This window comes from Amycolatopsis sp. NBC_00348, from assembly GCF_036114655.1.
In the GTDB taxonomy this organism is placed as follows: domain Bacteria; phylum Actinomycetota; class Actinomycetes; order Mycobacteriales; family Pseudonocardiaceae; genus Amycolatopsis.
Genome location: NZ_CP107994.1, coordinates 6,265,478 through 6,292,104, shown reverse-complemented (window position 1 = coordinate 6,292,104; position 26,627 = coordinate 6,265,478). Strand labels below are relative to the sequence as shown.

Annotated in this window: 30 protein-coding genes; 15 read left to right on the top strand and 15 right to left on the bottom strand. The window is 72.3% G+C overall.

Annotated features, from left to right (window positions below; genetic code table 11):
- Positions 1-32 precede the first annotated feature (32 nt).
- On the bottom strand, positions 33-773 hold the full coding sequence (locus OHS58_RS27115) for a nitronate monooxygenase (protein ID WP_328644437.1): 741 nt from the start codon (positions 771-773) through the stop codon (positions 33-35).
- A gap of 125 nt (positions 774-898) precedes the next feature.
- Between OHS58_RS27115 and OHS58_RS27110 the strand changes: the two genes are divergently transcribed.
- Both OHS58_RS27110 and OHS58_RS27105 read left to right on the top strand, forming a co-directional pair.
- On the top strand, positions 899-1,483 hold the full coding sequence (locus OHS58_RS27110; RefSeq protein ID WP_326943838.1) for a nitroreductase family protein: 585 nt from the start codon (positions 899-901) through the stop codon (positions 1,481-1,483).
- A 133-nt stretch (positions 1,484-1,616) separates the two neighbouring features.
- On the top strand, positions 1,617-2,114 hold the full coding sequence (locus OHS58_RS27105; protein WP_326943837.1) for a hypothetical protein: 498 nt from the start codon (positions 1,617-1,619) through the stop codon (positions 2,112-2,114).
- Between the two features lie 51 nt (positions 2,115-2,165).
- Here OHS58_RS27105 and OHS58_RS27100 read toward each other — a convergent pair whose 3' ends face one another.
- Positions 2,166-2,528: an STAS domain-containing protein gene (locus OHS58_RS27100; RefSeq protein ID WP_247056443.1), complete on the bottom strand. Its 363-nt coding sequence runs from the start codon at positions 2,526-2,528 to the stop codon at positions 2,166-2,168.
- 164 nt (positions 2,529-2,692) lie between these two features.
- On the opposite strand from OHS58_RS27100, the gene OHS58_RS27095 reads away from it, so the two are divergent.
- Positions 2,693-3,643: a methanogen output domain 1-containing protein gene (locus tag OHS58_RS27095; protein WP_328644436.1), complete on the top strand. Its 951-nt coding sequence runs from the start codon at positions 2,693-2,695 to the stop codon at positions 3,641-3,643.
- A 379-nt stretch (positions 3,644-4,022) separates the two neighbouring features.
- Here OHS58_RS27095 and OHS58_RS27090 read toward each other — a convergent pair whose 3' ends face one another.
- Genes OHS58_RS27090 through OHS58_RS27065 form a run of 6 tightly spaced genes read right to left on the bottom strand, consistent with a single transcriptional unit; the run spans position 4,023 to position 10,023 of the window.
- Positions 4,023-5,570, bottom strand: a complete 1,548-nt coding sequence (locus OHS58_RS27090) for a fused response regulator/phosphatase (protein WP_326943834.1) — start codon at positions 5,568-5,570, stop codon at positions 4,023-4,025.
- The gene (locus tag OHS58_RS27085; protein ID WP_328644435.1) at positions 5,567-7,327 is read right to left on the bottom strand and encodes an ATP-binding protein; all 1,761 of its coding nucleotides are present in this window, start codon (positions 7,325-7,327) and stop codon (positions 5,567-5,569) included. Before OHS58_RS27085 ends, OHS58_RS27090 begins: the two co-directional genes overlap by 4 nt.
- On the bottom strand, positions 7,324-8,355 hold the full coding sequence (locus OHS58_RS27080; RefSeq protein WP_328644434.1) for a SpoIIE family protein phosphatase: 1,032 nt from the start codon (positions 8,353-8,355) through the stop codon (positions 7,324-7,326). Before OHS58_RS27080 ends, OHS58_RS27085 begins: the two co-directional genes overlap by 4 nt.
- Positions 8,352-8,762 (bottom strand): anti-sigma regulatory factor, encoded by a 411-nt coding sequence (locus tag OHS58_RS27075; RefSeq protein ID WP_247056432.1) that lies wholly within the window; start codon positions 8,760-8,762, stop codon positions 8,352-8,354. The genes OHS58_RS27080 and OHS58_RS27075 overlap by 4 nt, the downstream gene beginning before the upstream one ends.
- Positions 8,759-9,169 carry an STAS domain-containing protein gene (locus tag OHS58_RS27070; RefSeq protein ID WP_326958709.1) on the bottom strand — a complete coding sequence of 137 codons (411 nt, stop codon included), beginning with the start codon at positions 9,167-9,169 and terminating at the stop codon, positions 8,759-8,761. Before OHS58_RS27070 ends, OHS58_RS27075 begins: the two co-directional genes overlap by 4 nt.
- A complete protein-coding gene (locus tag OHS58_RS27065) occupies positions 9,169-10,023 on the bottom strand; it encodes an STAS domain-containing protein (RefSeq protein ID WP_328644433.1) in 855 nt (284 codons plus the stop codon). The genes OHS58_RS27070 and OHS58_RS27065 overlap by 1 nt, the downstream gene beginning before the upstream one ends.
- Before the next feature lie 185 nt (positions 10,024-10,208).
- On the opposite strand from OHS58_RS27065, the gene OHS58_RS27060 reads away from it, so the two are divergent.
- Positions 10,209-10,679 carry a CorA family divalent cation transporter gene (locus OHS58_RS27060; protein WP_328644432.1) on the top strand — a complete coding sequence of 157 codons (471 nt, stop codon included), beginning with the start codon at positions 10,209-10,211 and terminating at the stop codon, positions 10,677-10,679.
- Positions 10,680-10,682: 3 nt separating this feature from the next.
- Here OHS58_RS27060 and OHS58_RS27055 read toward each other — a convergent pair whose 3' ends face one another.
- Together OHS58_RS27055 and OHS58_RS27050 are read right to left on the bottom strand one after the other, a co-directional pair.
- Complete coding sequence (locus tag OHS58_RS27055; protein ID WP_328644431.1) at positions 10,683-11,072, bottom strand: PaaI family thioesterase; 390 nt, start codon at positions 11,070-11,072, stop codon at positions 10,683-10,685.
- Positions 11,069-11,644, bottom strand: coding sequence for a TetR/AcrR family transcriptional regulator (locus OHS58_RS27050; protein WP_247056421.1), 576 nt, complete (start codon positions 11,642-11,644; stop codon positions 11,069-11,071). The genes OHS58_RS27055 and OHS58_RS27050 overlap by 4 nt, the downstream gene beginning before the upstream one ends.
- 63 nt (positions 11,645-11,707) lie before the next feature.
- On the opposite strand from OHS58_RS27050, the gene OHS58_RS27045 reads away from it, so the two are divergent.
- The 4 genes from OHS58_RS27045 to OHS58_RS27030 are packed head-to-tail and all read left to right on the top strand — an operon-like array spanning position 11,708 to position 16,198.
- Positions 11,708-12,922 carry an MFS transporter gene (locus OHS58_RS27045; RefSeq protein ID WP_328644430.1) on the top strand — a complete coding sequence of 405 codons (1,215 nt, stop codon included), beginning with the start codon at positions 11,708-11,710 and terminating at the stop codon, positions 12,920-12,922.
- Positions 12,919-14,082 carry a glycoside hydrolase family 1 protein gene (locus OHS58_RS27040; protein ID WP_328644429.1) on the top strand — a complete coding sequence of 388 codons (1,164 nt, stop codon included), beginning with the start codon at positions 12,919-12,921 and terminating at the stop codon, positions 14,080-14,082. Before OHS58_RS27045 ends, OHS58_RS27040 begins: the two co-directional genes overlap by 4 nt.
- On the top strand, positions 14,079-15,281 hold the full coding sequence (locus OHS58_RS27035) for a serine hydrolase domain-containing protein (protein WP_328644428.1): 1,203 nt from the start codon (positions 14,079-14,081) through the stop codon (positions 15,279-15,281). The genes OHS58_RS27040 and OHS58_RS27035 overlap by 4 nt, the downstream gene beginning before the upstream one ends.
- On the top strand, positions 15,278-16,198 hold the full coding sequence (locus tag OHS58_RS27030; RefSeq protein ID WP_328644427.1) for a glycoside hydrolase family 130 protein: 921 nt from the start codon (positions 15,278-15,280) through the stop codon (positions 16,196-16,198). The genes OHS58_RS27035 and OHS58_RS27030 overlap by 4 nt, the downstream gene beginning before the upstream one ends.
- Here OHS58_RS27030 and OHS58_RS27025 read toward each other — a convergent pair whose 3' ends face one another.
- Complete coding sequence (locus OHS58_RS27025; protein ID WP_328644426.1) at positions 16,199-16,624, bottom strand: nitroreductase family deazaflavin-dependent oxidoreductase; 426 nt, start codon at positions 16,622-16,624, stop codon at positions 16,199-16,201.
- 17 nt (positions 16,625-16,641) lie between these two features.
- Entirely contained in the window at positions 16,642-17,364 is a 723-nt protein-coding gene (locus OHS58_RS27020) for an SDR family NAD(P)-dependent oxidoreductase (protein ID WP_328644425.1), read from the bottom strand.
- A gap of 134 nt (positions 17,365-17,498) precedes the next feature.
- Between OHS58_RS27020 and OHS58_RS27015 the strand changes: the two genes are divergently transcribed.
- Positions 17,499-18,092, top strand: a complete 594-nt coding sequence (locus OHS58_RS27015) for a TetR/AcrR family transcriptional regulator (protein ID WP_326943819.1) — start codon at positions 17,499-17,501, stop codon at positions 18,090-18,092.
- A gap of 227 nt (positions 18,093-18,319) precedes the next feature.
- Complete coding sequence (locus OHS58_RS27010) at positions 18,320-19,387, top strand: fatty acid desaturase family protein (RefSeq protein WP_326943818.1); 1,068 nt, start codon at positions 18,320-18,322, stop codon at positions 19,385-19,387.
- On the opposite strand, the gene OHS58_RS27005 is transcribed toward OHS58_RS27010, so the two are convergent.
- Positions 19,379-19,822, bottom strand: a complete 444-nt coding sequence (locus tag OHS58_RS27005) for a DUF5994 family protein (protein WP_328644424.1) — start codon at positions 19,820-19,822, stop codon at positions 19,379-19,381. The genes OHS58_RS27010 and OHS58_RS27005 overlap by 9 nt on opposite strands.
- A gap of 148 nt (positions 19,823-19,970) precedes the next feature.
- Between OHS58_RS27005 and OHS58_RS27000 the strand changes: the two genes are divergently transcribed.
- From OHS58_RS27000 to OHS58_RS26980, 5 genes are all read left to right on the top strand, one after another.
- Positions 19,971-21,122: a N(5)-(carboxyethyl)ornithine synthase gene (locus OHS58_RS27000; RefSeq protein ID WP_328644423.1), complete on the top strand. Its 1,152-nt coding sequence runs from the start codon at positions 19,971-19,973 to the stop codon at positions 21,120-21,122.
- Positions 21,123-21,234: 112 nt separating this feature from the next.
- Positions 21,235-21,957 carry a GAF and ANTAR domain-containing protein gene (locus OHS58_RS26995; protein WP_326943815.1) on the top strand — a complete coding sequence of 241 codons (723 nt, stop codon included), beginning with the start codon at positions 21,235-21,237 and terminating at the stop codon, positions 21,955-21,957.
- A gap of 45 nt (positions 21,958-22,002) precedes the next feature.
- Positions 22,003-22,737 carry a GAF and ANTAR domain-containing protein gene (locus OHS58_RS26990; protein WP_328644422.1) on the top strand — a complete coding sequence of 245 codons (735 nt, stop codon included), beginning with the start codon at positions 22,003-22,005 and terminating at the stop codon, positions 22,735-22,737.
- A gap of 130 nt (positions 22,738-22,867) precedes the next feature.
- Positions 22,868-23,098, top strand: coding sequence for a hypothetical protein (locus OHS58_RS26985; RefSeq protein WP_326943813.1), 231 nt, complete (start codon positions 22,868-22,870; stop codon positions 23,096-23,098).
- A 136-nt stretch (positions 23,099-23,234) separates the two neighbouring features.
- On the top strand, positions 23,235-23,567 hold the full coding sequence (locus OHS58_RS26980) for a hypothetical protein (protein WP_326943812.1): 333 nt from the start codon (positions 23,235-23,237) through the stop codon (positions 23,565-23,567).
- Between the two features lie 667 nt (positions 23,568-24,234).
- On the opposite strand, the gene OHS58_RS26975 is transcribed toward OHS58_RS26980, so the two are convergent.
- Together OHS58_RS26975 and OHS58_RS26970 are read right to left on the bottom strand one after the other, a co-directional pair.
- The gene (locus OHS58_RS26975) at positions 24,235-24,870 is read right to left on the bottom strand and encodes a PaaI family thioesterase (protein WP_326943811.1); all 636 of its coding nucleotides are present in this window, start codon (positions 24,868-24,870) and stop codon (positions 24,235-24,237) included.
- Between the two features lie 118 nt (positions 24,871-24,988).
- On the bottom strand, positions 24,989-26,536 hold the full coding sequence (locus OHS58_RS26970) for an alpha/beta hydrolase (RefSeq protein WP_328644421.1): 1,548 nt from the start codon (positions 26,534-26,536) through the stop codon (positions 24,989-24,991).
- Between the last annotated feature and the right edge of the window lie 91 nt (positions 26,537-26,627).

Here is a 26,627-nt window from a genome sequence, read left to right as displayed (position 1 = left end):
CAGCGCCTGGCGGGACGCCGTCCAGTGTGGACTCAGGTGCCGGCCGGCTCGGTCAGCAGCGCGGCGTCGACGGCGCGGCGCATGGCCGCCGCGGTGGCGGGGCTGTCCCGCGCGGTCGCGATCGCGGTGTTGACGAGCACCGCGTCCGCCCCGAGCGCCAGCGCTTCCGAGACTTGTTCGGGAGTACCGAGCCCGCCCTCGGCGACGACCGGGACGTCGACGGTTTCGATCACGGCCCGCACGGCGTCCGGGTCGAGGACGCCCCGCGCGCTCGCCACCGGTGACGCCATCACGCGCAGCGCCACGGCGCCGAGGTCGACCAGCCGCTTCGCCAGGCCGGCGTCGGGCCGGATGAACGGCAGCACCGAAAACCCGTCGCCGATCAGGGTTTTCGCCGCGGCGACGGTGGGTTCGCCGTCGGGCAGGTTGTCCGGCGTGCGGACGTCCAGCTTGATCACCTCGATGCCGAACGCGGCACGCAGTTTCTTCGCGGTGTCCACCGCTTCCCCGGCCGAGTAGGCGAACGAGGTCGTCCCGATCCAGCCGTACCGGGTGAGGTCCATCGCCTCGTCGAGGTCCGAGAGCAGCAGGCTCGCCCGGTCCCCGGTGGGGTCGTAGGTGGTGATGAAGACGTCGCAGCCGCCGGCGGCCAGGACGTCGGCGACGAGCCGGGGGTCGGCGTACTGCTCGATCCCGACGATCAGCCGGGAGGTGAAGGAGACCCCGCCGGCCACCAGCCAGGGGGTGTTCACCGGTCTGTTCGCGTCGTGCACGATCCTCCTCGCAGATCGATGACTTCGACACCGGCGGCCGCCGGCGCCTCTGACCGAGGATGCCGCATCCTGGTCTGGACCAATAAAGCGGCCCTCTCCGAACGGGTTTCGCTAGAGTCGCGACCATGGATTTCCAAGACGTGGTACGGCGTCGGCGCATGGTCCGGGAGTTCGGCCCGGAGCCGGTGCCCGCCGGGAGCCTGGAGCGCCTCCTCGACAACGCCACGCGCGGTCCGTCCGCCGGGTTCTCGCAGGGACAGGCGTTCCTGGTCCTCGAAGGCGACGCGCTCGAGCGCTTCTGGGCGGTGGGCCTGGACGCCGTCCAGGACTCGGTGCGCACCGCGCCGCTGGTGATCGTGCCGCTGTCGTGCAAGCGGGTGTACCTGGACCGCTACGCCGAACCGGACAAGGGCTGGACCGACCGCGACGAGTCGCGGTGGCCGGTGCCGTTCTGGCACATCGACACCGGGATGGCGGCGCTGCTGATCCTGCAGACCGCCGTCGACGAGGGCCTGGGCGCGCTGTACTTCGGGATCGTCCCCGAGCAGGTGGCGCCGTTCCGCGCGCTGTACGGCGTGCCGGACGACCAGGAGCCGATCGGCGCCATCGCCATCGGGTACCCGGCGGAGACCGTCCCGGTCGACCGGGAGCGGTTCAAGCGGCGCCGGAAGCCGCCGGCCGACGTCGTGCACCGCGGCCACTGGAGCTGACGCCCGGATCCGGACCGTGGAATCCGTAGCGGCCCGTGTCGCCGCCGTCGCTTTCCGGGGTCCGGTTGCGCCGGTCGAGTCGGCCTTTCGCATTCAGCTAGCGAGGGCCAAACGGCCGTGCCAAATTGATCCCATGAGCGAATACCCGAGTTATCCGGCTTCGTCCGACCCATCCGCTTCGAGCGCGGCCGCCCCGGCCCGGCCGAGCACCATCGAGGTCTCGTTCTGGGCGTTCATCGCCTCCACTGTGGTCAGCCTGATCGGCGGCATCCTGGTCTTCGGCAACAGAGACGCCCTGACCACCGCCACCCGCGACGCCAGCAGGCAGAACGGCACCGGCCTGACCGAGGCGCAGATCGACCAGGCGGTGACCATCGGCCTGGTCGTGGCGGTGGTGATCGCGGTCGTGATCGCGCTGCTGTACCTGCTGTTCGCGTTCAAGCTCCGCGCCGGCCGCAACTGGGCCCGCATCGTGCTGACGGTGATCACGGTGCTCCAGGTCCTGTCGGTCCTGGTCGGCCAGAGCACGTGGGTCACGTACGTGAGCGTCGTCGCCGCGGTGATCGGCGTGGTGTTCTCGTTCCTGGCCCCGTCGAGCGCCTACATCAACGCGAGGAAAGCCGTCCGCTGACCCCGCGGGCCGCGCCGCATCCCCCGGCGGCGCGGCCTGGGGTCACCCCGATCAGCCGACGGCCGCTCGGGCGGCTTCGACGTCCGGGTGGATCTCCAGCATGTCGGCCAGTCCCAGCAGGGAGATCGGCCTCAACACCGCGCGCTGGCGGGTGACGAGGACGAACCTCGTGCCGGCCGCGTCGGCGGCGCGGTGGGCGTGGATCAGTGCCGTCAATCCGGTGGAGTCGCAGAACGTCACGTCGGTCAGGTCGGCGATCACCGGGGTCCCGGACTCGATCGCCGTCGCCAGCCGGTCGCGCAGCTCGCCGGAGACGGACGCGTCGATCTCGCCGGCCGCCTTCAGCACCGTCGCGGCGCCGGTGGACGTCAGCTCGAGCGCGAAGTTGACGCGGGCTGGCGGGCCTTCGATCACGGGTGGACTCCTCCGGGGGTCAGCGCGGGATCACGCATGACGGAACCACGGCTGGGGTCTCAACCGTATTGACACGACCGTAGCAGCCGGGGCCGTCGGCGGCGCCGCTCCGGACGCCGCGAAGCCGCGTACCGTGTGGAGGCGGCTACTGAGGAGGTCCTGGCGTGGATTGGTTCCTTGACCGGCAGGACCGCGCCTCCGCGTCGCTGCTGCGCCGCGAGATCACCGGCTACCTCAGCCGCCACGCGGTGGACCAGGCCGAGCAGATCGACGACGCCGCGTTGATCGTCGCGGAGCTGCTCGCGAACGCCTACGACCACGGCCGCGGCGACATCTGGGTGTCGCTCCAGTGGACCGAGGTCCGGCCGGTGCTCGAAGTGCACGACATGGGTGAGGCGTTCACGCTGCCGCGGGAGGCGCCGACGGCGGAGCAGTACCGCGGGCGTGGCCTGTGGCTCGTGTCGCAGTTCTCCTCCGAGCTCGCGGTGGCCGCGAAGCGCGCCGGCGGGAAGTTCGTGCGGTCGGTGCTGCCCGTGGTCCGGCCGGTGGAGCTGACGCTCGACCTGCCCGCGCGCCGCGTCAGCCCGCTGCCCGCCATGTCCGAGGCCCGCCCCGAGGGCGGGTTCGGCCGCGAAAGCTTCCTGCGCGCTCTGGTCGTCCAGTTGTCGACGGCCGTCGAGCAGCAGCAGGGCCCGGAAGCCGCGCAGCGCGCGATCGCCCAGGTCGCGGCCGACATCGGCGGCCAGATGGAGCAGGAGTACCGCGACGCCATCGCCACGCAGGCGGCCCAGCTGGCGCCCGAGCAGATCGCCGAGTGCCTCGTCCGGCTGAAGGCGGCGATCGGCGGCACGTTCCAGGTCGTCGAGATCACCGGCGACCGCCTGGTGTTCGTCAACTCCGACTGCCCGTTCGGCGCCGCGGTCCGCCAGTCGCCGTCGTTGTGCCGCATGACGTCGTCGGTGTTCGGCGGCATCGCGGCCCGCAACGTCGGCGAGTCGGCGGTGACCCTGGAGGAGCGCATCGCGGTCGGCGATCCGCAGTGCCGGGTGGTGGTCCACCTGGGCGCGGCGGCGGCGAAGGCGGAGAACGCGCACCGCTACACCGCGAGCGCCTGACTCCTCGGCGGCGCCGGGGATCGAGGCGGTGGCCCCGGGTCTTGGCGGCATCGCGGCCCGCGTCGACGGTGACACTGGAGGAGCGCATCGCAGTGGGCGACCGCAGTGCCGGGTGGTAGTCCACCTTGGGTGGGGCGGCGAAGAAGGCGGAAAACGCGCATCGCTACACCGCGACCGCCTGACCTCTCACCGCCGCCGGGGATCGAGGCGGTAGCCCCGGGTCTCGGCGGCATCGCGGCCCGCAACGTCGGCGAGTCGGCGGTGACGCTGGAGGAGCGCATCGCGGTCGGCGATCCGCAGTGCCGGGTGGTGGTCCACCTGGGCGCGGCGGCGGCGAAGGCGGAGAACGCGCACCGCTACACCGCGAGCGCCTGACTCCTCACCGCCGCCGGAAGGCCAGCAGCGCGATGTCGTCCTCCGCGGCTTCGCCGAAGCGGTCCAGCAGCGTGTCGCACAGCGTTTCCAGCTCCGCGTCGTGGGTGACCGCCGTGCGGAGGAGGTCCATGCCGTCGTCGATGACGCTGCCTCGGCGCTCGATCAGGCCGTCCGTGACCAGCAGCACCAGCGTGCCGCGGTCGAGGGTCAGGGCCGTCGCCGGCGGGCGGGGCAGGCCGATGCCGAGCAGGGGCCCCGCGACCTCGACGTACCGGGCCCCGGCCGCGTCGGCCAGCAGGGGCGGGATGTGGCCCGCGCTGGCGATCTCCAGCGCGCCCGACGCGGGGTCCAGCACGACCAGGCAGAGCGTGGTGAGGCTGCGCGGGTGGTAGCGGCGCAGCATGGCGTCGAGCAGGTCCAGGATCTCGACCGGCCCGTGTCCCTCCACCGCGTACGCGCGCAGGGCGTGCCGCACTTCGCCCATCACCGTGGCCGCCTCGATGGAGTGCCCGACGACGTCGCCGACCGCGATCAGCAGGCGGCCGCCGATGTCGGAGACCTCGTAGAAGTCGCCGCCGATCTCCGCGTTGTCGCTCGCGGGTGCGTAGCGCGCGGCCATCTCCAGCTCGGGCCGGGCCGGGAGCTCGCGGGGCAGCAGGCTCTGCTGCAGCGTCAGCGCGAGCTGGTGCTCCTCGGAGAACGTCCGCATCGCCTCGCACGCCAGCGCGGTCGCCTGGCCCAGCTGCAGCAGCAGGTTGCGGTCGTCCTCGGACTTGATCCCGCGCGCCGCCACGGTGATCGCGACGGGCAGCCGGGACGGGTTCGGGTAGACCAGCGCCACCAGCGAAAGCCCGTCCGGGGACGGGAAGACCGAGGACGCCGGCGCGTCGGCGGCCACCGCCTTGGTGGCCTGCTCCAGCGCGCGCGGGGTGTCCGCGTGGACGACCGGGACCTCGGCGGCGTCCTCGGTGGTGGCGGAGCGCACCTGGCCGCGGTGGCTCGCGCTGACGACCGAGGCCGGGCCCTCGAAGATCGTCGCCGCCCCGGTGGCGGCCGCGGCGAGGACGTCGTCGAACGTGCGGGCGCTGTTCATCGCGAGGGTGGCGCGGGTCAGCCGGCCCAGCCGCAGCGCCAGCCGTTCGGCGTGGGTCCGGGCCCGGTAGTACCGCAGGGCGGCCTCGACGGTGGCCACCAGCTCACCGGGGTCGACCGGCTCGATCAGGTACCCGTCCGCGCCGCGGTCGAGGCCGGTGGTGCGGTCCTCGACCTCGATGGCCGTGGCGGAGATGTGGATCACCGGCATCGCGGCCGTGCGCGGGTCGCCCTTGATCCGCTCGCAGATGTCGAACCCGCTCATGTCCGGCAGGTTGACGTCCAGCAGGACGATGTCCAGCTCCTCGGCGGCGATGGCGGTCAGCGCCTCCCGGCCGGTGCGGGCCTCGGTGACGCGGTAGCCGTTGCGGCGCAGCCAGCTGCTGGTCAGGTACCGGCTGGCCTCGAGGTCGTCGACGACCAGGATGCTGGCCCGGCCGGTTTCGCCGGGGGTGCTCATGCGGTCACCGCCCGGGCCACGACCGCGAACGCTTCACCGATGGCGAGCCGGAGGGTCTCCGGCGTGACCTGCGACTTGAGCAGCAGGCCCGCGCGGAGGCCGGCCCCGGTCAGGTCCAGCCCGTCCGGCGGCGACGAGGTGACCACGACGACCGGGATGTCCCGCAGGCCGGGTTTCTCCCGCAGCACCTGGAGCACCTCCTTGCCGTTCATCCCGGGCATGAGCAGGTCGAGGAAGATCAGGCCCGGCCGGTGCTCGTCGAGGGCTTCGATGGCCTCCCGCCCGTCCGCGGCGTGCCGGACGTCGGCGGCGACGCCGTGGACCAGCCGGGCGAGCCGGTCCCGGAACTCGGCGTCGTCGTCCACGATCAGCAGCGAGTCGACGCGGGCGGGCGAGGGCCGGCTCGGGTCGGGACGCGGCAGCCGGAGCACGGCGGTGGTGCCCGACCCGTGCTCGCTGGCCAGCGTCAGGCCACCGCCCAGGATCTCCGCGAGCCGGCGCGCGTACGGCAGGCCGAGCCCGGTGCCCGGGGCGCCGGCCTGCAGGTCGTTGTGGACCTGGTGGAACTCCTCGAAGACGCGGTCCTGCTGGTCGGCCGGGATGCCGATGCCGGTGTCGGTGACGGTGAACCGGACGTCGCCGGCGTCGGCGTCGATCCTCAGCCGGACCTCGCCGCGCTCGGTGAACTTCAGGCTGTTGGACAGCAGGTTGCGCAGGATGCGGACGAGCATCGTCTCGTCGGTGACCAGCTGCGGTTCCGGGCCGGGGTCCTCGATCACCAGCTTGACCTCGGGCGAGGTCACCGTCGAGCGCAGGGCGCCCCGCAGCTGGAGGCAGACGGCGGTCAGGTCGACCAGGGTCGGCTGCGCGACCAGCCGGCCGGACTCGGCCTTCGCGGTGTCGAGCAGCTCGTTGACCAGGGAAAGCAGCGTCGACCCGGCGTCGTTGACCAGGCTCACCTGACGGCGCTGGTCGTCGGTGAGCGGATCCGCGCCGGGGCCGGTCAGCAGCCGGGCGAGGCCGATGACGGAGTTGATCGGCGCCCGCAGCTCGTGGCTGATGTTCGACCAGAACCGGGTCTTCGCCTCGCTGGCCGCCTTGAGCTGGCTCGACTTCTCGTTGAGCTCGGCGTAGAGCGCGACGACCCCGCGGTTCGTTTCCTCGAGCTCTTCGGAGAGTTCCTTGTACAGCGCGACGACCCCGTGGTTGGTCTCTTCGAGCTCCTCGTTGACCCGCATCAGCTCCTGGCTCTTCGCTTCGAGGCTCTCCAGGGTTTCGATCAGCTCCTGGTTCTGCGCCCGCAGCTCGTCCATCGGGGTGCTCACCCCGCGCAGCGCCAGTGCTTCGCGCAGCCGGTCGAGGTCGGCGGCCGTGGGCGTCTTCGCCGCGGGGGAGCGCAGCTTGTGCAGCGCGACGACGTTGCGGTCCGCCTCGCGGGTGACGCGCACGTCGTCCATCAGCCGGTCCGCGGTGGCCCGGCCGGACCTGAGCACGGCGTCGGCCGGGCCGCCGGGCCAGCCGAACTCGACGACGAGCGCGGGCGGCGCGTCCTTGAGGAGGAACCGGACGGTGGCCTGCACCCCGGCGTGGACGAGGTCACGCCCGATGTCGCTGAGCACGGTGGCGACCCGGATCTGGTCCTGGCTCTCCAGGCCCACCGCTTCGGCCACTTCGCGGCCGCACCGGCGGATCGTGAAGACGTCCGGTTCCGCGCCGACCGGCAACCGGATCAGCTCGTCGCGCTGCCGGGTGGTCATGGGCGGGGCTTGCCGACCAGCACGCCGGCGTCGTCGTGGCGGATCCCGGCGTCGCGCAGCAGCGCCGCCGCGATCGCCAGGGGAGTGGCGGCGAACAGCCGTTCGCGGCCGTCGACGCTCCACCGCTCGGTGAGGCCGTCGGAGTGCAGGACCACCGTCGAGCCGGGCGGCAGCGGGTAGTCGAACGCGCGGATCGTGCGGGCCTGGTGCCCGGCGACGCCGGGTGCGGAGATCATGCCCTGCTTGCGCCCGCCGGCCACGACGCAGCCGGCGATGTTGCCCAGGCCGGCGAACCGGACGGTGCCGGCCGCGGTGTCGACGTCCGCGACCGCGACCGCGCCGCCGCGGGTCCGGCGCAGGGCCTCGTGGATGTGCTTCACCACTGCCTCCGGCGGCTCGGTCGCGTGCTCGCGGAAAACGTCGGCGGCGGCGCGGGACGCCGCGGCCGCCAGCGGGCCGTGGCCCGATCCGTCACACATCATCAGCCGGAGCCGGCCGGGCTCGTGGTGCACAGCGTAGGCGTCGCCGCAGACTTCTTCGCCGCCGATCGGCCGGGTGATCCCGGCGAAGCCGGTCTCGGGGATCTCGGCGAGCGGGCCGCGCCGGGGGTGGAACCGCGCGGTGACGACGGTGCCGTGGCCGGGCTCGGAGAGCACCGAGGCCACGTCGGCGAGCCGGCGCACGGCCCCCATGCCGATCCCGAGCGTGCCGGTGGTGGACTCGCCGTCCTGGCCGGCGGCGACGGCGTCGGCCATGCCGGGTCCGCGGTCGATCGCGACGACCTCGACGGCGGCCTCGCTGACGCCCCGGACGGACCGGACGACCACGACGCCTTCGACGGCGTGCTTGGTGAGGTTCGTCGCGAGCTCGGTGACGGCCAGCCCGATCTCGGCCACCCGGACCTCGCCGAAGCCGAGCTGGCCGGCGAGCGTGGCGGCGGCGCGCCGGGCCCGGCCGTGCGCCGTCTCGTCTTCGACCCGGAGCCAGGCGAAGTCCTCGGTGACGGGGAGGGAACCGGCGGTGGTCATCGCGCCCACTTGACGACGGTGATGTCCGTCCCGCGGCCGACCTCGGTGTCCAGGTCGAACTGGTCCACCAGGCGCTTCGCGCCGCCGAGCCCGAGGCCCATGCCCTTGCCGCTGCTCCAGCCGTCGGCCAGGGCGACGGTGACGTCCGGGATGCCGGGGCCGTCGTCGTGGAAGTGCGCCCGGACGCCCTTGCGGCGGCCGTCGGTGATCTCCTCGACGCGGGCCGTCCCGCCACCGCCGTAGATCAGGGTGTTGCGTGCTAGCTCGCTGGTGGCGGTGACCAGCTTGGTCTGGTCCACCAGGGACAGCTTGACCTGCAGCGCGTAGGTGCGGACGAGCTGGCGGACGCGGACGACGTCCTCGTCGGCCCGGATCACCTGCTCGTCCGTTCTGCCGGGGTCGGTCATCCCGTCACCGGAACGGGTTCCTCGTCCGGGCCGGCCGTGGTCCCGGCGCGCCGGGCGGCGAGTGAGTCGAGCACCTTGATCCCGCGCTCGAGGTCGAGCGCCGTGCGCACGCCACCCAGCGTCAGGCCCAGCTCGACCAGGGTGATCGCCACGGCCGGGCGCATGCCGACGACGACGGTCTCGGCGTCGAACAGCTTCGACAGCGACGCGATGGTCGCGAACATCCGGCCGATGAACGAGTCGACGATCTCGACCGCGGAGATGTCGATGACCACCCCGGACGCGCCGGTCGTGCTGATCTTCTCCGCGAGATCCTCCTGCAGGGCCAGCACGCTCTGGTCCTGCAGGTCGATCTGGATGGAGACCAGCAGCATGTCGCCGATCTTCAGGATGGGGACCCGGTCCATCAGCGCGTCCGCTCGCGGGTACGGGTCACGACGACGCCGTCGCGCCGCAGGGCGTGGCGGAGCGCGTCGGCCAGCGTGGCCTTGGTGGTGATGTCGCCGAACTCGATCCCGAGCGCCACGATCGTCTGCGCGATCTGCGGCCGGATGCCCGAGATGATGCATTCGGCGCCCATCAGCCGCGCCGCCACGACGGTCTTGAGCAGGTGCTGGGCGACCTGGGTGTCGACGGCGAGCACGCCGGTGATGTCGACGATCGCGTGCTCCGAGCCGGTCTCGACCAGCGCCTCCAGCAGCTTCTCCATCACGACCTGGGTGCGCGCGGAGTCCAGGGTGCCCACCAGCGGCACGGCCAGCACGCCTTCCCAGAGCTTGACCACCGGTGTGGTCAGCTCGAGCAGCTGCTCGGACTGCTCCCGGATGATCTCCTCGCGGGCGGCGGCGTAGGTCTCGAACGTCCACAGCCCGAGCGTGTCCAGCAAGGAGGAAAACGCCAGCACCTCGCGGAACACCTGGGGGTCGGCGGCGTTCTCGGTCAGCTCGGACACGGCCTGCTTGAGGGCGAAGACGCCCGCGGCGGTCTCGGACGGGCTGAAACCCTGGCGGGCCCGGCTGCGGGAGAGGTCGGCCAGCTGCGCCTTGAGCTCGGTGAACTCGGACCGGTCCAGACCACCGTCCAGGGTGATCACGGCGGCGATCGCGGTGTACAGCTCGCGCAGGTCACGCTCGAGCTCGGTGGTCGTCAGCCGCCCGCGCAACGCCGACCCGGCCAGCTCGGCCCAGCGGCCGACCAGCCGGTCGCGGTCCGTTTCGAACACCTCGGCCAGCCGGTGGACCGGCCCGCTTTCCGCTACCACGGTTTCTCCTTGCGACGTCACTTGTGGTGCTGACAGTAGCCGGTGGCCCCGGCCGGGTTTCCCGTCGCGAGGGGTAATCCCGATGGGGGTACCCGCGCACCGCAGTTGGTGCACTATTCACGAAAGGGGGAGCGGTGTGATCGGCGCGGCGGCGAACTGAAGGAGGAGGGTTTCCGGTCGAGCAGGTGTCGGATTTCCTAGCCGACGAGGACACGGCCGTGTGGGTCGACCTGTGCGAGCCGACGGAAGCGGACCTCGCCGCGCTGACGGCGGAGTTCGGGCTGCACCGCCTGGCCGTGGAGGACGCCGTCCACGAGCACCAGCCGTTCTTCGACGAGGCGACCGCGCCGTACTTCCAGGACGTCTACGACCACGTGCTGCGCGCGTCGGAGTGGACGAAGTCGTTGCGGGAGCTGGTTTCCACGATTCGCGAGACGCAGCTGAACCTGCAGAGCAACCGGCTCAACCTGATCATGAAGAAGGTGACGGGCTGGGCCGCGGTGATCGCCGTCCCGGCCGCGGTGACCGGCTTCTTCGGCCAGAACGTGCCGTATCCGGGCAGCGGGAGCTCGCTCGGTTTCTGGATGTCGACGCTGGCGATCGTGCTGTTGTCGGCGTTGCTGTTCGGTATTTTCCGCCGTCGCGACCGGCTCTGACGACTAGGCGCGGAGCAGGACGAAACTGGCCCGCGCGACGGTCGTTCCCGCCGACGTCACCCGGCACGAGGTGAAGACCGCGCGGCGGCCGACGCGGTCCACCGTCGTGGCCACTTCCAGCCAGCTGCCGACCGCGGCCGCCGAGAGGAAGTCGACCGTCGAGCTGACCGTGCGGACCACCGCGCCCTCGCCGATCGCGTGGCGCGCGGTGCGTCCGGCGGCGATGTCGGCCAGCGTCATCAGGAAGCCGCCGTGGGCCGTGCCGAGCGTGTTGCGGTGCTCGTCGCGGACGTGGACCCCGAGCACGCCGTCGTCGTTGACGTGCAGCGGTCCCACCAGCCCCGAGAACGGCGACGACTCCAGCACCACGAAGCCCGGCGGCGGGGTGCTCACCGGGCCGCCTGGAGGAGCCGGGCGAGGCGGTCGAGGTCGTCCTCGAGGTCGATCGACGGGTCGAGCAGCCACTGGGCCTGCAGGCCGTCGGACGCCGCGATCAGCACCCGCGCGGCGAAGTCCGCGTCGACCGGCGGCGTCTCGGGCCGCGGTGACCCGCGGAACTTGCGGGCGAGGATCTCGCGCAGCTCGCGGTAACGGCGCGTGAAGAACCCGTGGGCCGCGTGTTCGGGGTCGGGCGCGGCCGCGGTCATCTCGAGGAAGAGCCGGACGAGGCCGGGCGTCTTGGCGGTGTGCGCGGTCACCGCGGCGAGGTCGTCGAGCGGGCCGTCCGGGTCGAAGCTCGCGCGGTCGGCCGCGTCGCGCTCGGCGAGGATCGCCACGAACAGCTCGTCACGGGCCGGGAAGTAGTGCAGCAGCCCGCGTTCGCTCAGCCCGGTCCGCTTCGCGATGGCCCGCAGCGACGGCCCGGTGCTGTCGCTCTCGGCGTAGGCGGCCAGCGCCTCGCGCAGGATCTGCTGCCGCCGGGCGATCCCCTTGGCGTACGGGCCGCGACGTGTCGGTTCGGGCATGGGCCGACGGTACCGGGAAATTGAAAACACAGCATCGCTGGGTTTTCGTGTACCGTCCTCGCCGTGGAGAGATCGCCGATGATCGACGCGAGCGCCGTGCGGCTGGGCCGGCTCGGGCCGTTGCTGCTGCTCGGCCAGCTGGCCTGGGCCGCGCCGGGCGCGGCGAGCGGCACCCTGCTCGCCGCCCTGCTGGCCGGCGTCACCCCCGCGCACAAGGTCGGCGTCTTCACCGCCTACGCCGTGGCCGGCGCGGTGACCAGCGCCGCCGGCACCGTGCTCGGCGGGCTCCTCTCGGACCGGACGCGCAGCCGGCTGGGCCGGCGGTCGCCGTGGCTGCTCGGCTCGGCCCTGCTGGCCGCAGTGGCGCTCACCGCGGCCGGGCTCACCAGCGATCTCGTGCTGGTCGGTGCCTGTTACGCGGTCTTCCAGCTCGGCGTCGGGACGTGGGTGGCCGCGTTGTCGGCGCTGATCCCCGACCACGTGCCGGCCGGCTCGGTCGGCCGGGCGTCGGCGTTCGCCGGCTTCGGCTTCCTGCTCGGGCAGACCGCCGGCGGGGTCGTGGCGGGCGCGCTGGTGACGACGCCGGCGCGCGGGCTGATCGTCGTCCCGTGGCTGATGGTGCTCGTCGCGGTCGTCCTCGCGCTCGCCGTACCCGGGCGCGACAACCGGGACGAGCCCCGGCGGATCGCCCGGCGCGACCTGGCGCTCCCGGCGTCGCGCGACTTCTGGCTCGCGTTCACCGGGCGGTTCCTGTTCATCTTGGCGATCCTGATGATCACGACGTTCCAGCTCTACCTGCTCACCGACTACCTGGGCCTGCCCACCGCCGAAGCCGGCCGGGTCGTCGGCCTGGCGACGCTGCTGGTGGGCGTGCTCTCGGCCGTCTCGGTGATCGTCGCGGGCGTGCTGGCCGACCGGCTCGGCCGGCTGAAACCGGTGGTCGGCGGGGCGCCGGTGCTGCTGGCGCTCGGCCTGGTCCCGCTGCTCGTCGCGCCGGGGCTGGGCACCGAGCTGGTGTTCTTCGGGATCGTCGGGCTGACGCTGGGCGCGTACCTGGCGGTCGACCAGGCCCTGATGGTCGCGGTGCTGCCCGATCCCGGCACGGCCGCGCGCGACCTCGGCGTGCTGAGCATCGGCTCGACGCTGCCCGGCGTCGTCGCGCCGATCGCCGGCGGCCTGCTCGCCGGCGCGGCCGGCTACCTGGCGATCTTCGTGGTCGCCCTCGTCCTGGCGGTGGCCGCGGCCGCCGTCGTCCTCGGCATCAGGAGTGTGCGATGACCTTCCCGCCCGGTTTCCTCTGGGGCGTCGCGACCGGCGCCCACCAGACCGAAGGCGGCAACGTCGCCAGCGACTGGTGGTACCGCGAGAACCGGCCGAACTCGCCGGTCGCCGAGCGCTGCGGCGACGCCGTCGACAGCTACCACCGCTGGCCCGAGGACCTGGATCTCGCCGCGGGCGCGGGGTTCACCGACTACCGCTTCGGCATCGAGTGGTCCCGCGTCGAACCGGCCGACGGCCACGTCTCGCACGCCGCGATCGCGCACTACCGCCGGATCGTCGAAGGCGCGCGCGAACGCGGGCTGCGGCCCCTCGCGACACTGCACCACTTCACGCTGCCGCTGTGGTTCTCCGCGGCCGGTGGCTGGCTGCGACCCGATGCCGTGGACCGGTTCCTGCGGTACGTCGACGCGCTCGCGCCCGTCCTCGACGCCGGCGTCGAGCGCGTGGAGACCATCAACGAGCCCAACATCGTCGCCATCTTCCCGAAGCTGACGGCGGCCGGGGAGCTGGCCCACGGCCTGCCCGAACCGGACGCGGCGACGACGGACGCGATGATCGCGGTCCACCGGTCCACTGTGGACCGATTGCGGGTGAACCACCCGGGCCTGCTCGTGGGCTGGGGCGTCTCGGTGCAGGACTACCAGGCCGAACCCGGCGCCGAGGCGGCGCTGGAGGCCTACGCCGAGCCCCGCGACCAGGTCTTCCTGCGGGCGAGTGCGGGCGACGACTTCGTCGGCGTCCAGACCTACACCGGCGGCCGGCTGCGCGCGGACGGCACGGTGGCCGAAAACCCGGCGGCCGAGCGCACGCAGACCGGCTGGGAGTACACGCCCGGCGCCTTGGGCGGAGCCGTGCGACGGGTGGCGCGCGTGGCCCGCGACGTCCCGATCATCGTCACCGAGAACGGCGTCGCGACGGCGGACGACGACCGGCGCGTCGCCTACACGACCGGCGCGCTGGAGTCGTTGCGCGAGGCGATGGCCGACGGCGCCGACGTCCGCGGCTACTTCCACTGGAGCCTGCTCGACAACTGGGAGTGGGGCCACTGGGGTCCGACGTTCGGCCTGGTCGCCGTCGACCGCACGACGTTCGCGCGCACGCCCAAGCCGTCGCTGAAGTGGCTGGGCGGGCTCGCGCCGTCGAGGATGGACGCGTGACCCCCGAAGACGCCGGCCTCTCGCCGGCCGGACTGGACCGCGTCGACGCCGCCGTGCAGCGGCAGGTCGACAACGGCGTGATCGCCGGCGCCGTCACGCTGGTGGCGCGCCACGGCGAGGTCGTGCGCACCACGGTGCTGGGCCGCGACCGCCGGTTCCCGCGCAAGCCGCTGCGGACCGACACGATCTTCCGCATCTTCTCCATGACCAAGCCCGTCACCGGCCTGGCCATGTCCATCCTCGCCGACCGCGGGCTCTGGAAGCCGGCCGACGCCATCGCCGAGCACCTGCCCGAACTCGAGAACCTGCGCGTCGCCACCGGGTTCGCCGACCGCGGCCGCCCGGTGCTCGCCGACCCGGTGCACCCGCCGACGATGCTCGAGCTGCTGACGCACACTGCGGGGTTCGCCTACGGCTGGGACAAGGCCGACCCGATGACCCGGCTCTACCGCGCCGAACGGCCGTTCCGGGCCACGAGCCTCGACGACTTCGTGGCGCGCGTGAGCCGGCTCCCGCTGGCCTACCAGCCGGGGACGAGCTGGCGCTACAGCCTGTCGATGGACCTGCAGGGCGCGATCATCGAGCGGCTCAGCGGCCAGTCGCTGCCGGACTTCTTCCGGGAGCACATCTTCGAGCCGCTGGGCATGACCGACACCGCGTTCCACACCCCGCCGGAGAAACGCCGGCGGCGGGCGGCACTGCACTTCACCGGCGGCCCGGTCCGGCTGCTGCCGATCCGGAACCCGCTCTACCGCGACTCCGCCACCCCGCCCGCGGCGGCGATGGGCGGCATGGGCCTGGTCTCCACGATCGGCGACTACGCGAAGTTCGCCCAGCTGCTGCTGAACCGGGGCGAGTGGCACGGCCGCCGGATCGTCAGCGAAGAAGCTCTCGCCGCGCAGATGTCGAACCAGCTGCCGGAATCCTTGCTGGAGCGGGGTTTCCACGCCGGGCACATGGACCTGCGGCCCGGGTTCGGCTACGGCTACGACGGCGCCGTGTTCCACGACCCGGCCCTGGCCGGCGCCCCGGTCGGGCGCGGCACCTACCAGTGGGACGGCGCCGCGGGCACCTGGTTCTGGGTCGACCCCGAGCACGACCTGCTCTACGTCGGGATGATCCAGCTGCTGTCGTACGCGGCGCCACCGCTGCAGAAGATCACCCAGGCGCTGATCGCCGAAGCGCTGCTCGACCGGTGACCGCGACGTTCCCGCTCGGGCCGTTCGAGCCGAGCCCGGCCAACCCGATCCTGCGCCCGCGCGGTACCGGCTGGGAGTCGGCGAACCTCTACAACCCGGCCGCGATCGTCGTCGGCGACCGCGTCGCGCTGCTCTACCGCGCGCACGCGGCCGACCGCGTCTCCCGCATCGGTCTCGCCTGGAGCGAGGACGGCGTCCGGTTCGACCGTGAAGACGACCCGGTTCTGGTTCCTGAGCACGACTACGAGCGGGTCGGGTGCGAAGACCCCCGGATCACGCGGGTCGGCGAGACGTACTACCTGACGTACACCGGCTTCGACGGCGCGCAGGCCCAGCTGTGCCTGGCGACGTCGGCCGATCTGCGCACCTGGGCGAAGCACGGCCCGCTGTTCCCGGGCTTCAACACCTGGCGAACCTTGCCGTACGGCCCGGACAAGCCGTGGAGCAAGGCCGGCGTCATCCACCCGGAGAAGCTCGGCGGCCGCTACTGGATGTGGTTCGGCGAAGGCACGATCCACGCGGCGACGTCGGCGGACCTGCTGCACTGGACGCCGGTCGCCGGCGACGAGCACCCGATGCACACGCCGACCCCCGGCGAGTGGGACGCGACCCTGGTCGAGATCGGCGCCCCGCCGGTCCGCACCGACGACGGCCTGCTGGTGTTCCTGACCAACGGCGCGACCGCGACGTCGCCCACCGAGGTCCACTACCGCTGCGGCCAGATCGCCGTGGCCGCAGCGGATCCGGCGACGGTCGTCGCGCGCACAACCGAGCCGTGGCTGCGCCCGACGAGCTTCGAGGACACCCACGGGATGGTCTCGAACGTCACGTTCGTCGAGGGCCTGGTGCACTTCCGCGGCCGGTGGTTCGCCTACTACGGCCAGAGCGACACGACCCTGGCCGTCGCGATCTGCTGATCACCGTCGTTCCAGGACGACGATGGGGATCTCGCGACCGGCTGCTTTCTCGCGGTACTCCGGGAAGTGCGGCCAGAAGGTCTCCGCGATCCGCCACCAGCGGTCTTTCTCCGCACCGTGCACTTCGCGCGCGCGGACGGCGTGGACGTCGTCGTGGTCCTGCACGCGCACGAGGGGATCGGCGAGGACGTTCCGGTACCAGGCGGGGTGCTCGGGCGCACCCCCGGCGGACGCGACCACGGCGTAGACGCCGTCGTGCTCGATCCGGATCAGCGGGGTCTTGCGGACCTTGCCGGTCTTGGCGCCGGTGGTGGTGAGGATGACGACGGGCTGGCCTTCGAGCGTCCCGCCCTCACGGCCACCGGTGGCTTCGTACCGCTCGACCTGCTCGCGGACGCGGTCACTGGGGCTGGGTGCGTAGTCCATGGTTCGTGCTCCTGTCTTCAGATGGCGGTGCGGCCGCCGTCGGCGGCGATGGTCGCGCCCGTGACGTAGCTGGCCTTCGGGGACGCCAGGAACGCCACCACCTCGGCGATCTCCGCCGGGTCGGCGGCCCGCTTCATCGCGGTCGTCTCGGCGAGCGCGTCGAACAGGTCGCGGGCCTCCGGGCGGGTGTACACCGGGCCCGGTGCGACGGTGTTGAAGCGGACGCCCCGGCCGCTGTACTCGGCCGCCCAGCCGCGAGTCAGGGCGGCGAGCGCCGCCTTGGTCGCGCCGTACGCGGCGCCGTTCACCAGGCCGACGCTGCCCGCCATGCTGCCCAGCGAGATCACGCTGCCCGACCCCCGGGCCGCCATCGCCGGGGCGAACGCGGCCACCAGCAGGAACGGCGCACGGACGTTGCCGGCGAACATCGCGTCGTAGTCGGCGAGCTTCAGGTCCTCGGTCGGCGCCCAGACCGACTGGCCGGCGTTGTTGACCAGGACGTCGATCTCGCCGACGTCGGCCGCGAGCCGCTCGATGGCGGCCGGGTCTTCGAGGTCGGCCTCGACGAACCGGGCCCGGCCACCCGCGGCGGTGATCTCCTCGACGGTCTCGGCGCCGCGGCGGGCGTTGCGGCCGACCGCGATGACGGTCAGCCCGTCGGCGGCCAGCTTCTTCGCCACGGCTTTGCCGATCCCGGACGTCGCGCCGGTGACCAGGGCGGTAGCAGGCTGAGCGGACATGGTCGGCACCTTCCGGAGTTGTCATCCAGACCGGTCTGTCTGGCAAGAATCAACCTAGACAGACCGGTCTGGATGCGTCAAGGGTGACGCTCGCCTCAGCGCAGACAGACCGACCTGTCTGCTATGGTGTGCGCATGTCCGAGAAGGCGCCGTCACCCCGGGAACGCAGCGCGGCCGCGCGGGCGCGGCTGCTGGCCGCCGCCGACGAGCTGTTCTACGCCGAGGGCGTCCAGTCCGTCGGCATCGACCGGGTCATCGAGCACGCCGGCGTCGCCAAGGCGACGCTCTACAGCGCGTTCGGCAGCAAGGACGGCCTCGTCCGCGCGTACCTGGAGGCCCGGCACGCCGCCACGGCCGACCGGATGGCCCGCGAACTCGAAACCCGTTACGCCACGCCGAAAGAGCGTCTCGTCGGCGCCTTCGAGGTACAGGGCTTGTCGTTCACCGAGCCGGGGTTCCGGGGTTGCGCGTTCGTCAGCGCGAGTGCCGACGCCGCGCCGGGCGGCGTGGTCGAGGAGACCGCCGCCGACTACCGCACCTGGCTGCACGACCTGTTCTTCGACCTCGCCCAGCAGGCGCGCGCGACGGACCCGAAGCTGCTCGCGCAACAGTTGGTGCTGCTCTACGACGGCGCCGGGATCAGCGCGTGGATGGACCGCGACCCGAGCGCCGAGTCGGCCGCCCGCGGCGTCGCGGCCGCCTTGGTGAGCGCCGCCGTCCCGGACTGATCACGTCGCACCGGCGAAGGCGACGACTGCCTCCAGGACGACCGTCGTGTCGGGGCCGTACAGCGCGAGCGTCGGGGTCGAGCGCGGCACGTTACGCGCGTGTGGCGCGGGTGGAAACGATCCGGGACCACCCGCCTGGCCGAGCGCGGGCGCGGTGCGCGCGCCTACGCTGGGGGCGCGCCCCGGACCCAGGCGACCGCAGTCGAACGGCCCGAGGAGATCCGCCGATGACCACCACGCACCGGGAGCTCGATCCCGTCGAGATCGAGCAGATCGGCACGGAGCTGGACAAGCTGCGCACCCGCGTCGCCGGGGAGCTCGGCGCGGAGGACGCCGACTACATCCACAACGTCGTTGCCGTGCAACGGTTCTGCGAGGTCTCCGGCCGGGTGCTGTTGTTCGCGGGCTGGTTCCCGCCCGCCTGGGCCGGCGGCGTCGCGGCGCTGACGCTGTCGAAGATCCTCGACAACATGGAGATCGGCCACAACGTCATGCACGGCCAGTACGACTGGATGAAGGACCCGGCGCTGAACTCGCGGACCTTCGAGTGGGACATGGTGTGCCCGGGCGAGCAGTGGCGCCGCTCGCACAACTTCATGCACCACACCTACACCAACATCCTCGACAAGGACCGCGACGTCGGCTACGGCATCCTGCGGATCACCGAGGACCAGCCGTGGCACCCGTACTACCTCGGCAACCCGGTCTACGCCGCGGCGCAGGCGGTGTTCTTCGAGTACGGGATCATGCTGCACGACCTCGAAGTCGACCGGATCGTGCAGGGGCGCCGCGGCTGGCGCGACGTCCTCCCGCTGCTGAAGCCGATGCTGCGCAAGACGGCGCGCCAAGCCGGGCGCGACTACGTCGTCTACCCGCTGCTCACCGGGCCGCTCGCGCCGCTGACCCTGACGGCGAACGTCACGGCCAACGTGCTCCGCAACCTCTGGGCGTTCTCGATCATCTTCTGCGGCCACTTCCCCGACGGCGCCGAGGTTTTCGCCGAGGAGGAGAGCGAGCACGAGAGCCGGGGCCAGTGGTACCTGCGGCAGATGCTCGGGTCGGCCAACATCACCGGCAGCCCGCTGTTCCACGTGCTGTCGGGCAACCTCAGCCACCAGATCGAGCACCACCTGTTCCCGGACCTGCCCAGCCACCGCTACCCGCGGATCGCCGCCGAGGTGCGGGAGATCTGCGAACGGCACGACCTGCCATACAACACGGGATCGCTGTCCCGGCAGCTGGGCTCGGTGGTCCGCAAGATCTTCCGCCTCGCGCTCCCGGGGCGTCTACTTTAGACGGTCCAGCAGCGTCTCGACGGTGTCGGTGCCGTCGCGGTGCGCCGCCGCCATCTGCACGTCGTGCGCGGCTTCCGGGTTCGCGTCCGAGGGAACGATCAGCAGGGTCACGCGGTGGCGGTCCGACGCGCCGATCACGGTGAGCGTCCCGGCTCGCTGCGAGCGGAACCCCTCAAGCCGGACCCGCTCGCCGTCGTACTCGATTCGCCTTGGCGGGTCGGCGAAATCGCCGAGGTGGAAGGTGACGCGCTCGATCCGGCCCAGCCGGACGGCCAGTACGGCGAACAGCTCCGGCAGCTCGCCGACCAGGTCGGCCGAGCGCGGCCACCACGCGCCGTCGACGTACCCCGTCGTGGGTCCCTTCGGCTTCAACCGAAGCCGGAGGGCGTGCTCCTCGGCCGCGGGGGTGGTGACAGTGCTGGGGGCCGACGTCATGCCGGGACTCCCGTCCCCGGCCGCCGATCGCGACCGGTACGCGCCCGAGGACGGCGCGGGCTCGAGCGCCCGCGCGCGAAATGCTCTCGGTCACCACAGACACTACACGCACTGTGTGTTAAGACTGGGGTCTACCAAAGGGGCCCTCGTGGACCAGCTCACCCTCGGCGTCGTCTCCCGTTCACGGAAAGAGAACGAACGCCGGCTTCCCATCCACCCCCGCCACTTCGAGCGGATCGATTCCGATCTGCGCGAACGCATCTTCCTCGAACACGGCTACGGCGAGAACTTCGGCGTCGCGGACGAACAGCTGGCCGGCCTCGTCGGCGGCCTGCGCACCCACGAGCAGCTCGTCGCCGAGTGCGACGTCCTGTTGCTGGCCAAGCCGTTGCGGGAGGACGTCGCCGAGCTGCGCCCCGGCCAGGTGCTGTGGGGCTGGCCGCACTGCGTCCAGGACACCGGGCTCACGCAGCTGGCGATCGACAGCAAGCTGACGCTGATCGCGTTCGAGGCGATGAACCACTGGAACCGCGACGGCTCGTTCGGGCTGCACGTCTTCCACAAGAACAACGAGCTCGCCGGCTACTGCTCGGTGCTGCACGCGCTGCAGCTGGCCGGTGCGACCGGGGACTACGGCCGCCGGCTGAACGCGGTCGTGATCGGTTTCGGCGCGACGGCACGGGGTTCGGTGACCGCGCTCAACGCGCACGGGGTGCACGACGTGCACGTGCTCACCGGCCGGGGGATCGCGGCGGTCGGCTCGCCGATCCACTCCGCCACGATGGTGCACTTCGAGCACGACGAGAACAACCCGGGCGACCTCCGGCGCAGCCACGCGCTGACCGACCGGGGCCGGGTGCCGCTGGCCGGGTTCCTCGCCGAGCACGACATCGTCGTCAACTGCGTGCTGCAGGACACCGCCGAGCCGCTGACGTTCCTCATCGAGGAAGACCTCGCCGCTTTCGCGCCGGGCAGCCTCATCGTCGACGTCTCCTGCGACGAGGGCATGGGCTTCAGCTGGGCGAAGCCCACCACGTTCGCCCACCCGGCTTTCACGGTCGGCGACGGCATCACCTACTACGCCGTCGACCACAGCCCGTCCTACCTGTGGAACTCGGCCACGTGGGAGATCAGCGAGGCGCTGCTCCCGCTGCTGCGGCCGGTGCTCGGCGGACCGTCCGAATGGGACGGTCACGAGACCGTGCGGCGCGCCGTGGAGATCCGCGACGGCGTCATCGTGAACCCCGCGATCCTGGCCTTCCAGCACCGGTCGGCCGCGTACCCGCACGTCGCGGGGTAGGGTTCGGTGCGGCCGCGGTGGCGGAGCTGATCCGTACCCATGTCCTTCCGAGTCGGTGTGGCGGTGCAGGACACCGACCCGGAGGAGGCCCGCATGCGCCGGCGTGTGGTGGGTGGCTGAGCTCGACGCCCTGCGCAGCGGCGTCCTGGCCGCCCTCGCCGGCGGCCGGGCGGGCAGCGGCGTCGACACGGTCGGCCGGGTGTGCCGGGCCTGCGTCGAGCTGCTCCCGGTCGATGGCGCCGCGGTGTCGGTGATGGCCGACGCCGGGCACCGCGAAGTCGTCTACACGAGCGACGAGGTGAGTTCCGCGCTCGCCGAAATGCAGTTCTCGCTCGGCGAAGGCCCGTGTTTCGAAGCGTTTTCCCAAGGCGGGCCGGTGCTCCACCCCGACCTCGCCGCCGGGCTCCCGCCGGCCTGGCCGGTGTTCGCCGCCCAGGCCGCCGAGCACCCGGTGGCGGCGTTGTTCACCTTCCCGCTGCAGATCGGGGTCGTGCGCGTGGCGACCCTCGACACCTACCGGGCGACGCCGGGCTCGCTCACCGCCGCCGAGCTCTCGACGGCCCTGCAGGTGGCCGACATCGCCGCGCTGGCGCTGTCGGGCCTGCTCGGCGGCGACCGGTGGCTCGACGGGGACGGCCGGTGGATGGAGGGCGCGGGGATGCGGCACCGGGAGGTCCACCAGGCCACCGGGATGCTGATCGCGCAGCTCGACGTGCCGGCCGAGGCGGCGCTGGCCCGGATGCGCGCGCACGCCTTCGGCGAAGGGCGTCCGCTGCTCGACGTCGCCGCCGACATCGTGGCCGGCCGGCTCCGGCTGGACCGGGAGCCCCGATGAGGGTCACCGTGAAGACATCCGACGAACAACCAGGAGGTGGTGGGCATGGCCGACCGTGAACGACAGGTGACCCGGACGTTCGTCGCACTGGCCGACACCCTCGTCGACGACTTCGACGTCGCCGACCTGCTGCACACGCTGGTGCGGCGGTGCGTGGACCTGCTCGACGTCGCCGCGGCCGGCCTGACGCTCGTCGACGAGCGCGGCAGCCTGCAGGTGCTCGCGTCGTCGACCGAGCAGGCCCGGCTGCTCGAGCTGTTCCAGCTCGGCATCGACGAGGGCCCGTGCGTGGAGTGCTTCGCGAGCCGGACCCCGGTCCTGGTCGCCGACATCGCCGCGGCGGCCGGCCGCTGGCCGCGGTTCGCCGCCGAGGCCGCCCGCGAGGGGTTCGCCTCGGTGCACGCGCTGCCGATGCGGCTGCGCAAGCAGACCATCGGCGCGCTGAACCTGTTCGGCGCCCGCCCGGGCGAGCTGGCGGCCGACGACGTCTACCTGGCCCAGGGGCTGGCCGACACCGCGACCATCGGCATCCTCCAGGAGCGGGCCGTCCGGCACGGGGAGACGATGTCCGAGCAGCTGCAGACCGCGTTGAACAGCCGGGTGACGATCGAGCAGGCGAAGGGCGTCTTGGCCGTGACGGGCGGGCTCACCATGGACGACGCCTTCGCCGCGCTGCGGGGCTACGCGCGCAACAACGGCCTCCGGCTGAGCGACGTCGCCCGCGCGCTCGCCGAACGGGCACTGGACCCGGCCCTCGTACTGGCGCGCCGCAAGGCCTGATCACCGGCGGGTGCGAGCGACCGGCGGAACCACCCGGCTGGAGCTGCCGCGGTGCCGCGGTGCTCACGTAGGCTGGATCATCGCCCCGGACCACGGCGACGAGAGTTCGTCGACGAATCGGGGCTGTGCGGTGGAATCGGCAAAAGCGTTGGACGACGAGTACCCGGTGGGCTGGGTCCTCACCTACCGGGATCGGCGGGTTTCCGGCTGGTCGGCCGGGGTGGTGCTCGGGTCGCCGGTGCGGGATCCGCGCACAGGTCTGGAAACGATCCCGCTGGCCCCACTGGGCGACGGCCCGCCGGTCTGGGTGCCGGACAGCGACGTCGTCGGCATCGAACCCCGGCGCCCACCACCCGGGTGACGTCCGTCCTCAATGGACTGCCCCGCGGGCGGAACCACCCACCTGGCCGAGCCCGCCGAGCCCCGCCCGGGCTTAGGCTGGACGCCACGCCCCAGCCCCCGGCGCCCTTCGACGTTCGAGCGAGCGGGGTGACGAGATGGCCACGGCCGAGGATGCCGAACCCGGCGTGTACCCACCGGGCTGGCAGGTCCGCTACCGCGGCCGCCGGGAGCCGTCGATGCCCGGGTTGCGAACGTCGCGGGAACGCATCGGCACGATAGCCGGCCCCACCCTGCGCGACGAGCACACGTGCACGACGTGGGTCCGGGTCAGACCGTTCCGCGCGGCCCCCGGCACCCCACTGAGGCTGGTGCGCTCGACGGACATCGTCGACGCCCGCCCCCCGGGCGAGCCCATGCCCCCACCCCCCGCGAACGACGACGACGAAGGCCGCACGGTGGTCATCGAACTACCGGACCGCGGCCCGTGAGGTGCCGGTCGGTCGCCGCATGAGCGCTGACGCGGGCACGTAAGCGATGACGGGGGCGCGTGAGCGCTGACGCAGGCGGCCGGTGGTCGCCGAGCCTTCGGAGCGGGGCCCGGGAGGTCAGGTCGCGTGCCGGGAGGGTCGGCTTACGTACTCAGAGGGTCGGCTCACGTACTCGGAGAGTCGGCTCGCGTACTTGGAAGGTCGGCTCGCGGTACGGAGGCCGGAACTCGCGTGATCCGAGCCGGAACTCGCGTGGTCCGGGTCGGGAATCGTGTGATCCAAGTCGAGACTCGCGTGATCTGGGTCGGGACTCGTGTGATTGAAGGCGGAACTCGCGTGATTGGACGGTCAACTCGCGTGTCTGGAGGGTCAACTCGCGTGTCTGGAGGGTCGGCTCGTGTGTCTGGAGAGTCAACTCGCGTGATTGGAGGGTCGGTTCGTGTGTCTGGAGGGTCGGCTCGCGATACGGGAGGCCGGAACTCGCGTGATTCGGGCCGGAACTGGCGTGATTCGGGCCGGGACTCGCGTGATCCAAGCCGGACTCGCGTGACCAGAGCCGGGACTCGTGTGATCTGGGCCGTGACTCGTGTGATTGAGGGCGGGACTCGTGTGATTGGGGAGTCGGCTCGTGTGGTTTGGGGGGCGACACGGTGTGGGGCGTGGTGGGTTAGGGGGGTGTGGGGAGGTGGCCGGGGCGGAACTGGACCAGCAGGGCCGTTGCCGTTGCGCAGACCACGTTGCCTGCTCGGAGTTCGCCGGTGGCGTGGAGCTTGCGGCCGTCGCGGCTTGTGAAGCGGCCTTCCGCCGTCAGCGGGACGCCGTAGGGCGTGCCCTGGTGGTAGTCGACCGTCAGGGAGGCCGTCATGCCGGGGAAGCCCGCCGCCGCGGTGGCGCGGCCCAGCACGTGGTCCATGACCGCCGCTACCCAGCCGCCGTGTACCCGGCCGGGTGGTCCTTCGTGCGCCGGGCCGAGCAGCAGCTCGGCCCGCACCGAGTCCGGCCCGACGTGCACCCACGACAACGGTGGCGCCAGCGGGTTTCCCGGCCCTTCGACCGGGTTGTTGATGCTCAGGTACCCGCCGCCCTCGAGCGCGGCCAGCAGCAACGGCGACTCGCCGCCGGCGGCGCGCAGGGCCTCGGTGACGGCCTCGATCCGGTCCGCCGCGGCGACCAGATCGGCTTCGTCGTCGCGCACGCACACGGCGGCCTCGATCAGGTCCCGGATCCGTGAACCGAGCAGGGCCCGCGCGGGTGGCACGCCGGGGACCACCGGGTACGCGCTCCTGAGCTGCGGTTCGGCCATCGTCCTCCTGCCGCCGGAACTAGAACACGTTCCACATTAGCAGGATCTTCACCGGCCGGTACGGCCGTCGACGCGCACCGTGGCGGGCAGGCCGGTGCCGGCCTGCCCGCCGACGGACTCACCCCGTGACGAACGGGTTCGCGTCCAGCCCGCAGGTCTTGCCCGCCGCCGGGAACGTGCCGGCGATCAGGTAGTTCCGCTTGACCTGCTCCGTGCACGTGCTCGGCGCGTACATCGACGAGTGCCCGAAGCCGTCGGTCACGAACACCTTGGCGCGCGCCAGTTCCGCGGCGCCGTCCTGCGCGCCGTGCAGCGGTGTCGACGGGTCGTAGCGGTTGTTGATCACCAGGATCGGCGCCGACGTCCAGCGGTTCCACGGCCCTGTGTACCGGTCGGTGTCCTTCGCCTTCCAGTACGCGCAGCTCATCATGTCCAGCGCGCCGATCCGTCCGAAGTACGGCACCCGCTGGTCTTCCGACGCGGCATAACGGCTGTAGATCGCCGGGTCGGTCGGGACGTCGCTGTCGGTGCACTGGATCGCGTTGAACGCCTCGGTGCGGTTCGAGGTGTACTGCTCACCGGTGGCCACCGACAGCCGCGCGACCGTGTTCTTGGCGTTGTACAAGCGCTGCAACAGGTCCGCGATGTCCGGCCAGCCCCGCAGGTCCGAAAGGTCGCCCGCGGTGTTGATGATCCCGGAGTACGTCCAGGTTTCCGGGCCGTCGGCCCCCTGGACGGTGATCGGGCCCTGCTTCGCCCGCGCCATGATCGCCGTCCACTTCGCCTTCGGGTCACCCGAGGAGAACGCGCAGTCCGGCCCGGCCGCGGTGCACTGCTTCAGGAACTGGTCGAACGTGTCCGCGATGCCGCGCGGGACGTCCTGCCGGGTGTCGAGCGGGACCGTCGGCCCGGTGCCGTCGTGGCCGGTGGCGCTGCCCACGAAGTCCATCGAACCGTCGAAGACCATGGCCCGGATCCGGTCCGGGAACAGGTTGGCGTAGACGGCGCCGAGGAACGTCCCGTACGAGATCCCGTGGTAGGTCAGCTTCTGGTCACCGACGGCGCGGCGCAGCAGGTCCAGGTCCCGCGCCGTGTTCGCCGTCGAGACGTGCTGGAGGATGCTCCCCGCCTTCTGGCCGCACCGGTCGGCGAGGTCCTTCGAGGCGGCGTAGAACGGCGCTTCGCCGCTCGGGTCGCCAGGCATCTCCGGGAAGGCACCGAAGAACGCCTGCTGGTCGGCTTCGGTGTCGAAGCACCGCACGGCCGTGCTGTTGCCGATGCCCCGCGGGTCCCAGGACACGACGTCGAACCGGGACCGCAGCTCGGCGGAGAACAGCCACGGCCACTTGCCGCGCTCGCGCAGCCGCTGCAGCCCGGACGCGCCGGGGCCGCCGAAGTTGACGAACAGCGTCCCGATGCGCTTCGCCGGGTCGGGTGCCGGGAGCTTGATCAGCGCCAGCTGCACCTGGGCGCCGGTGGGCTGGTCGTAGTCCAACGGCACCGGCGCCGTCGAACACTGGAAGCCGTCCTGGCAGTCGGACCAGGTCAGCTGCGGGGCCGCCGGTTCCCGTGGGGTGGCGGCGGCGGGTACGCCGGGCAGGGCCAGGGCGGTCGCCAGCACGGCGACCACGAGCCGGCGCGCACGGCGGGGGAGAAGGGTGGGCAAGGGGGAGTCCTCCAGTTTTGCCGCTTGTGGTGTCGCCTCCTCTTGCCCGCAGCCGTGAAAGGTGTTCACGCGGGTGCCGGATCGCTCCGGC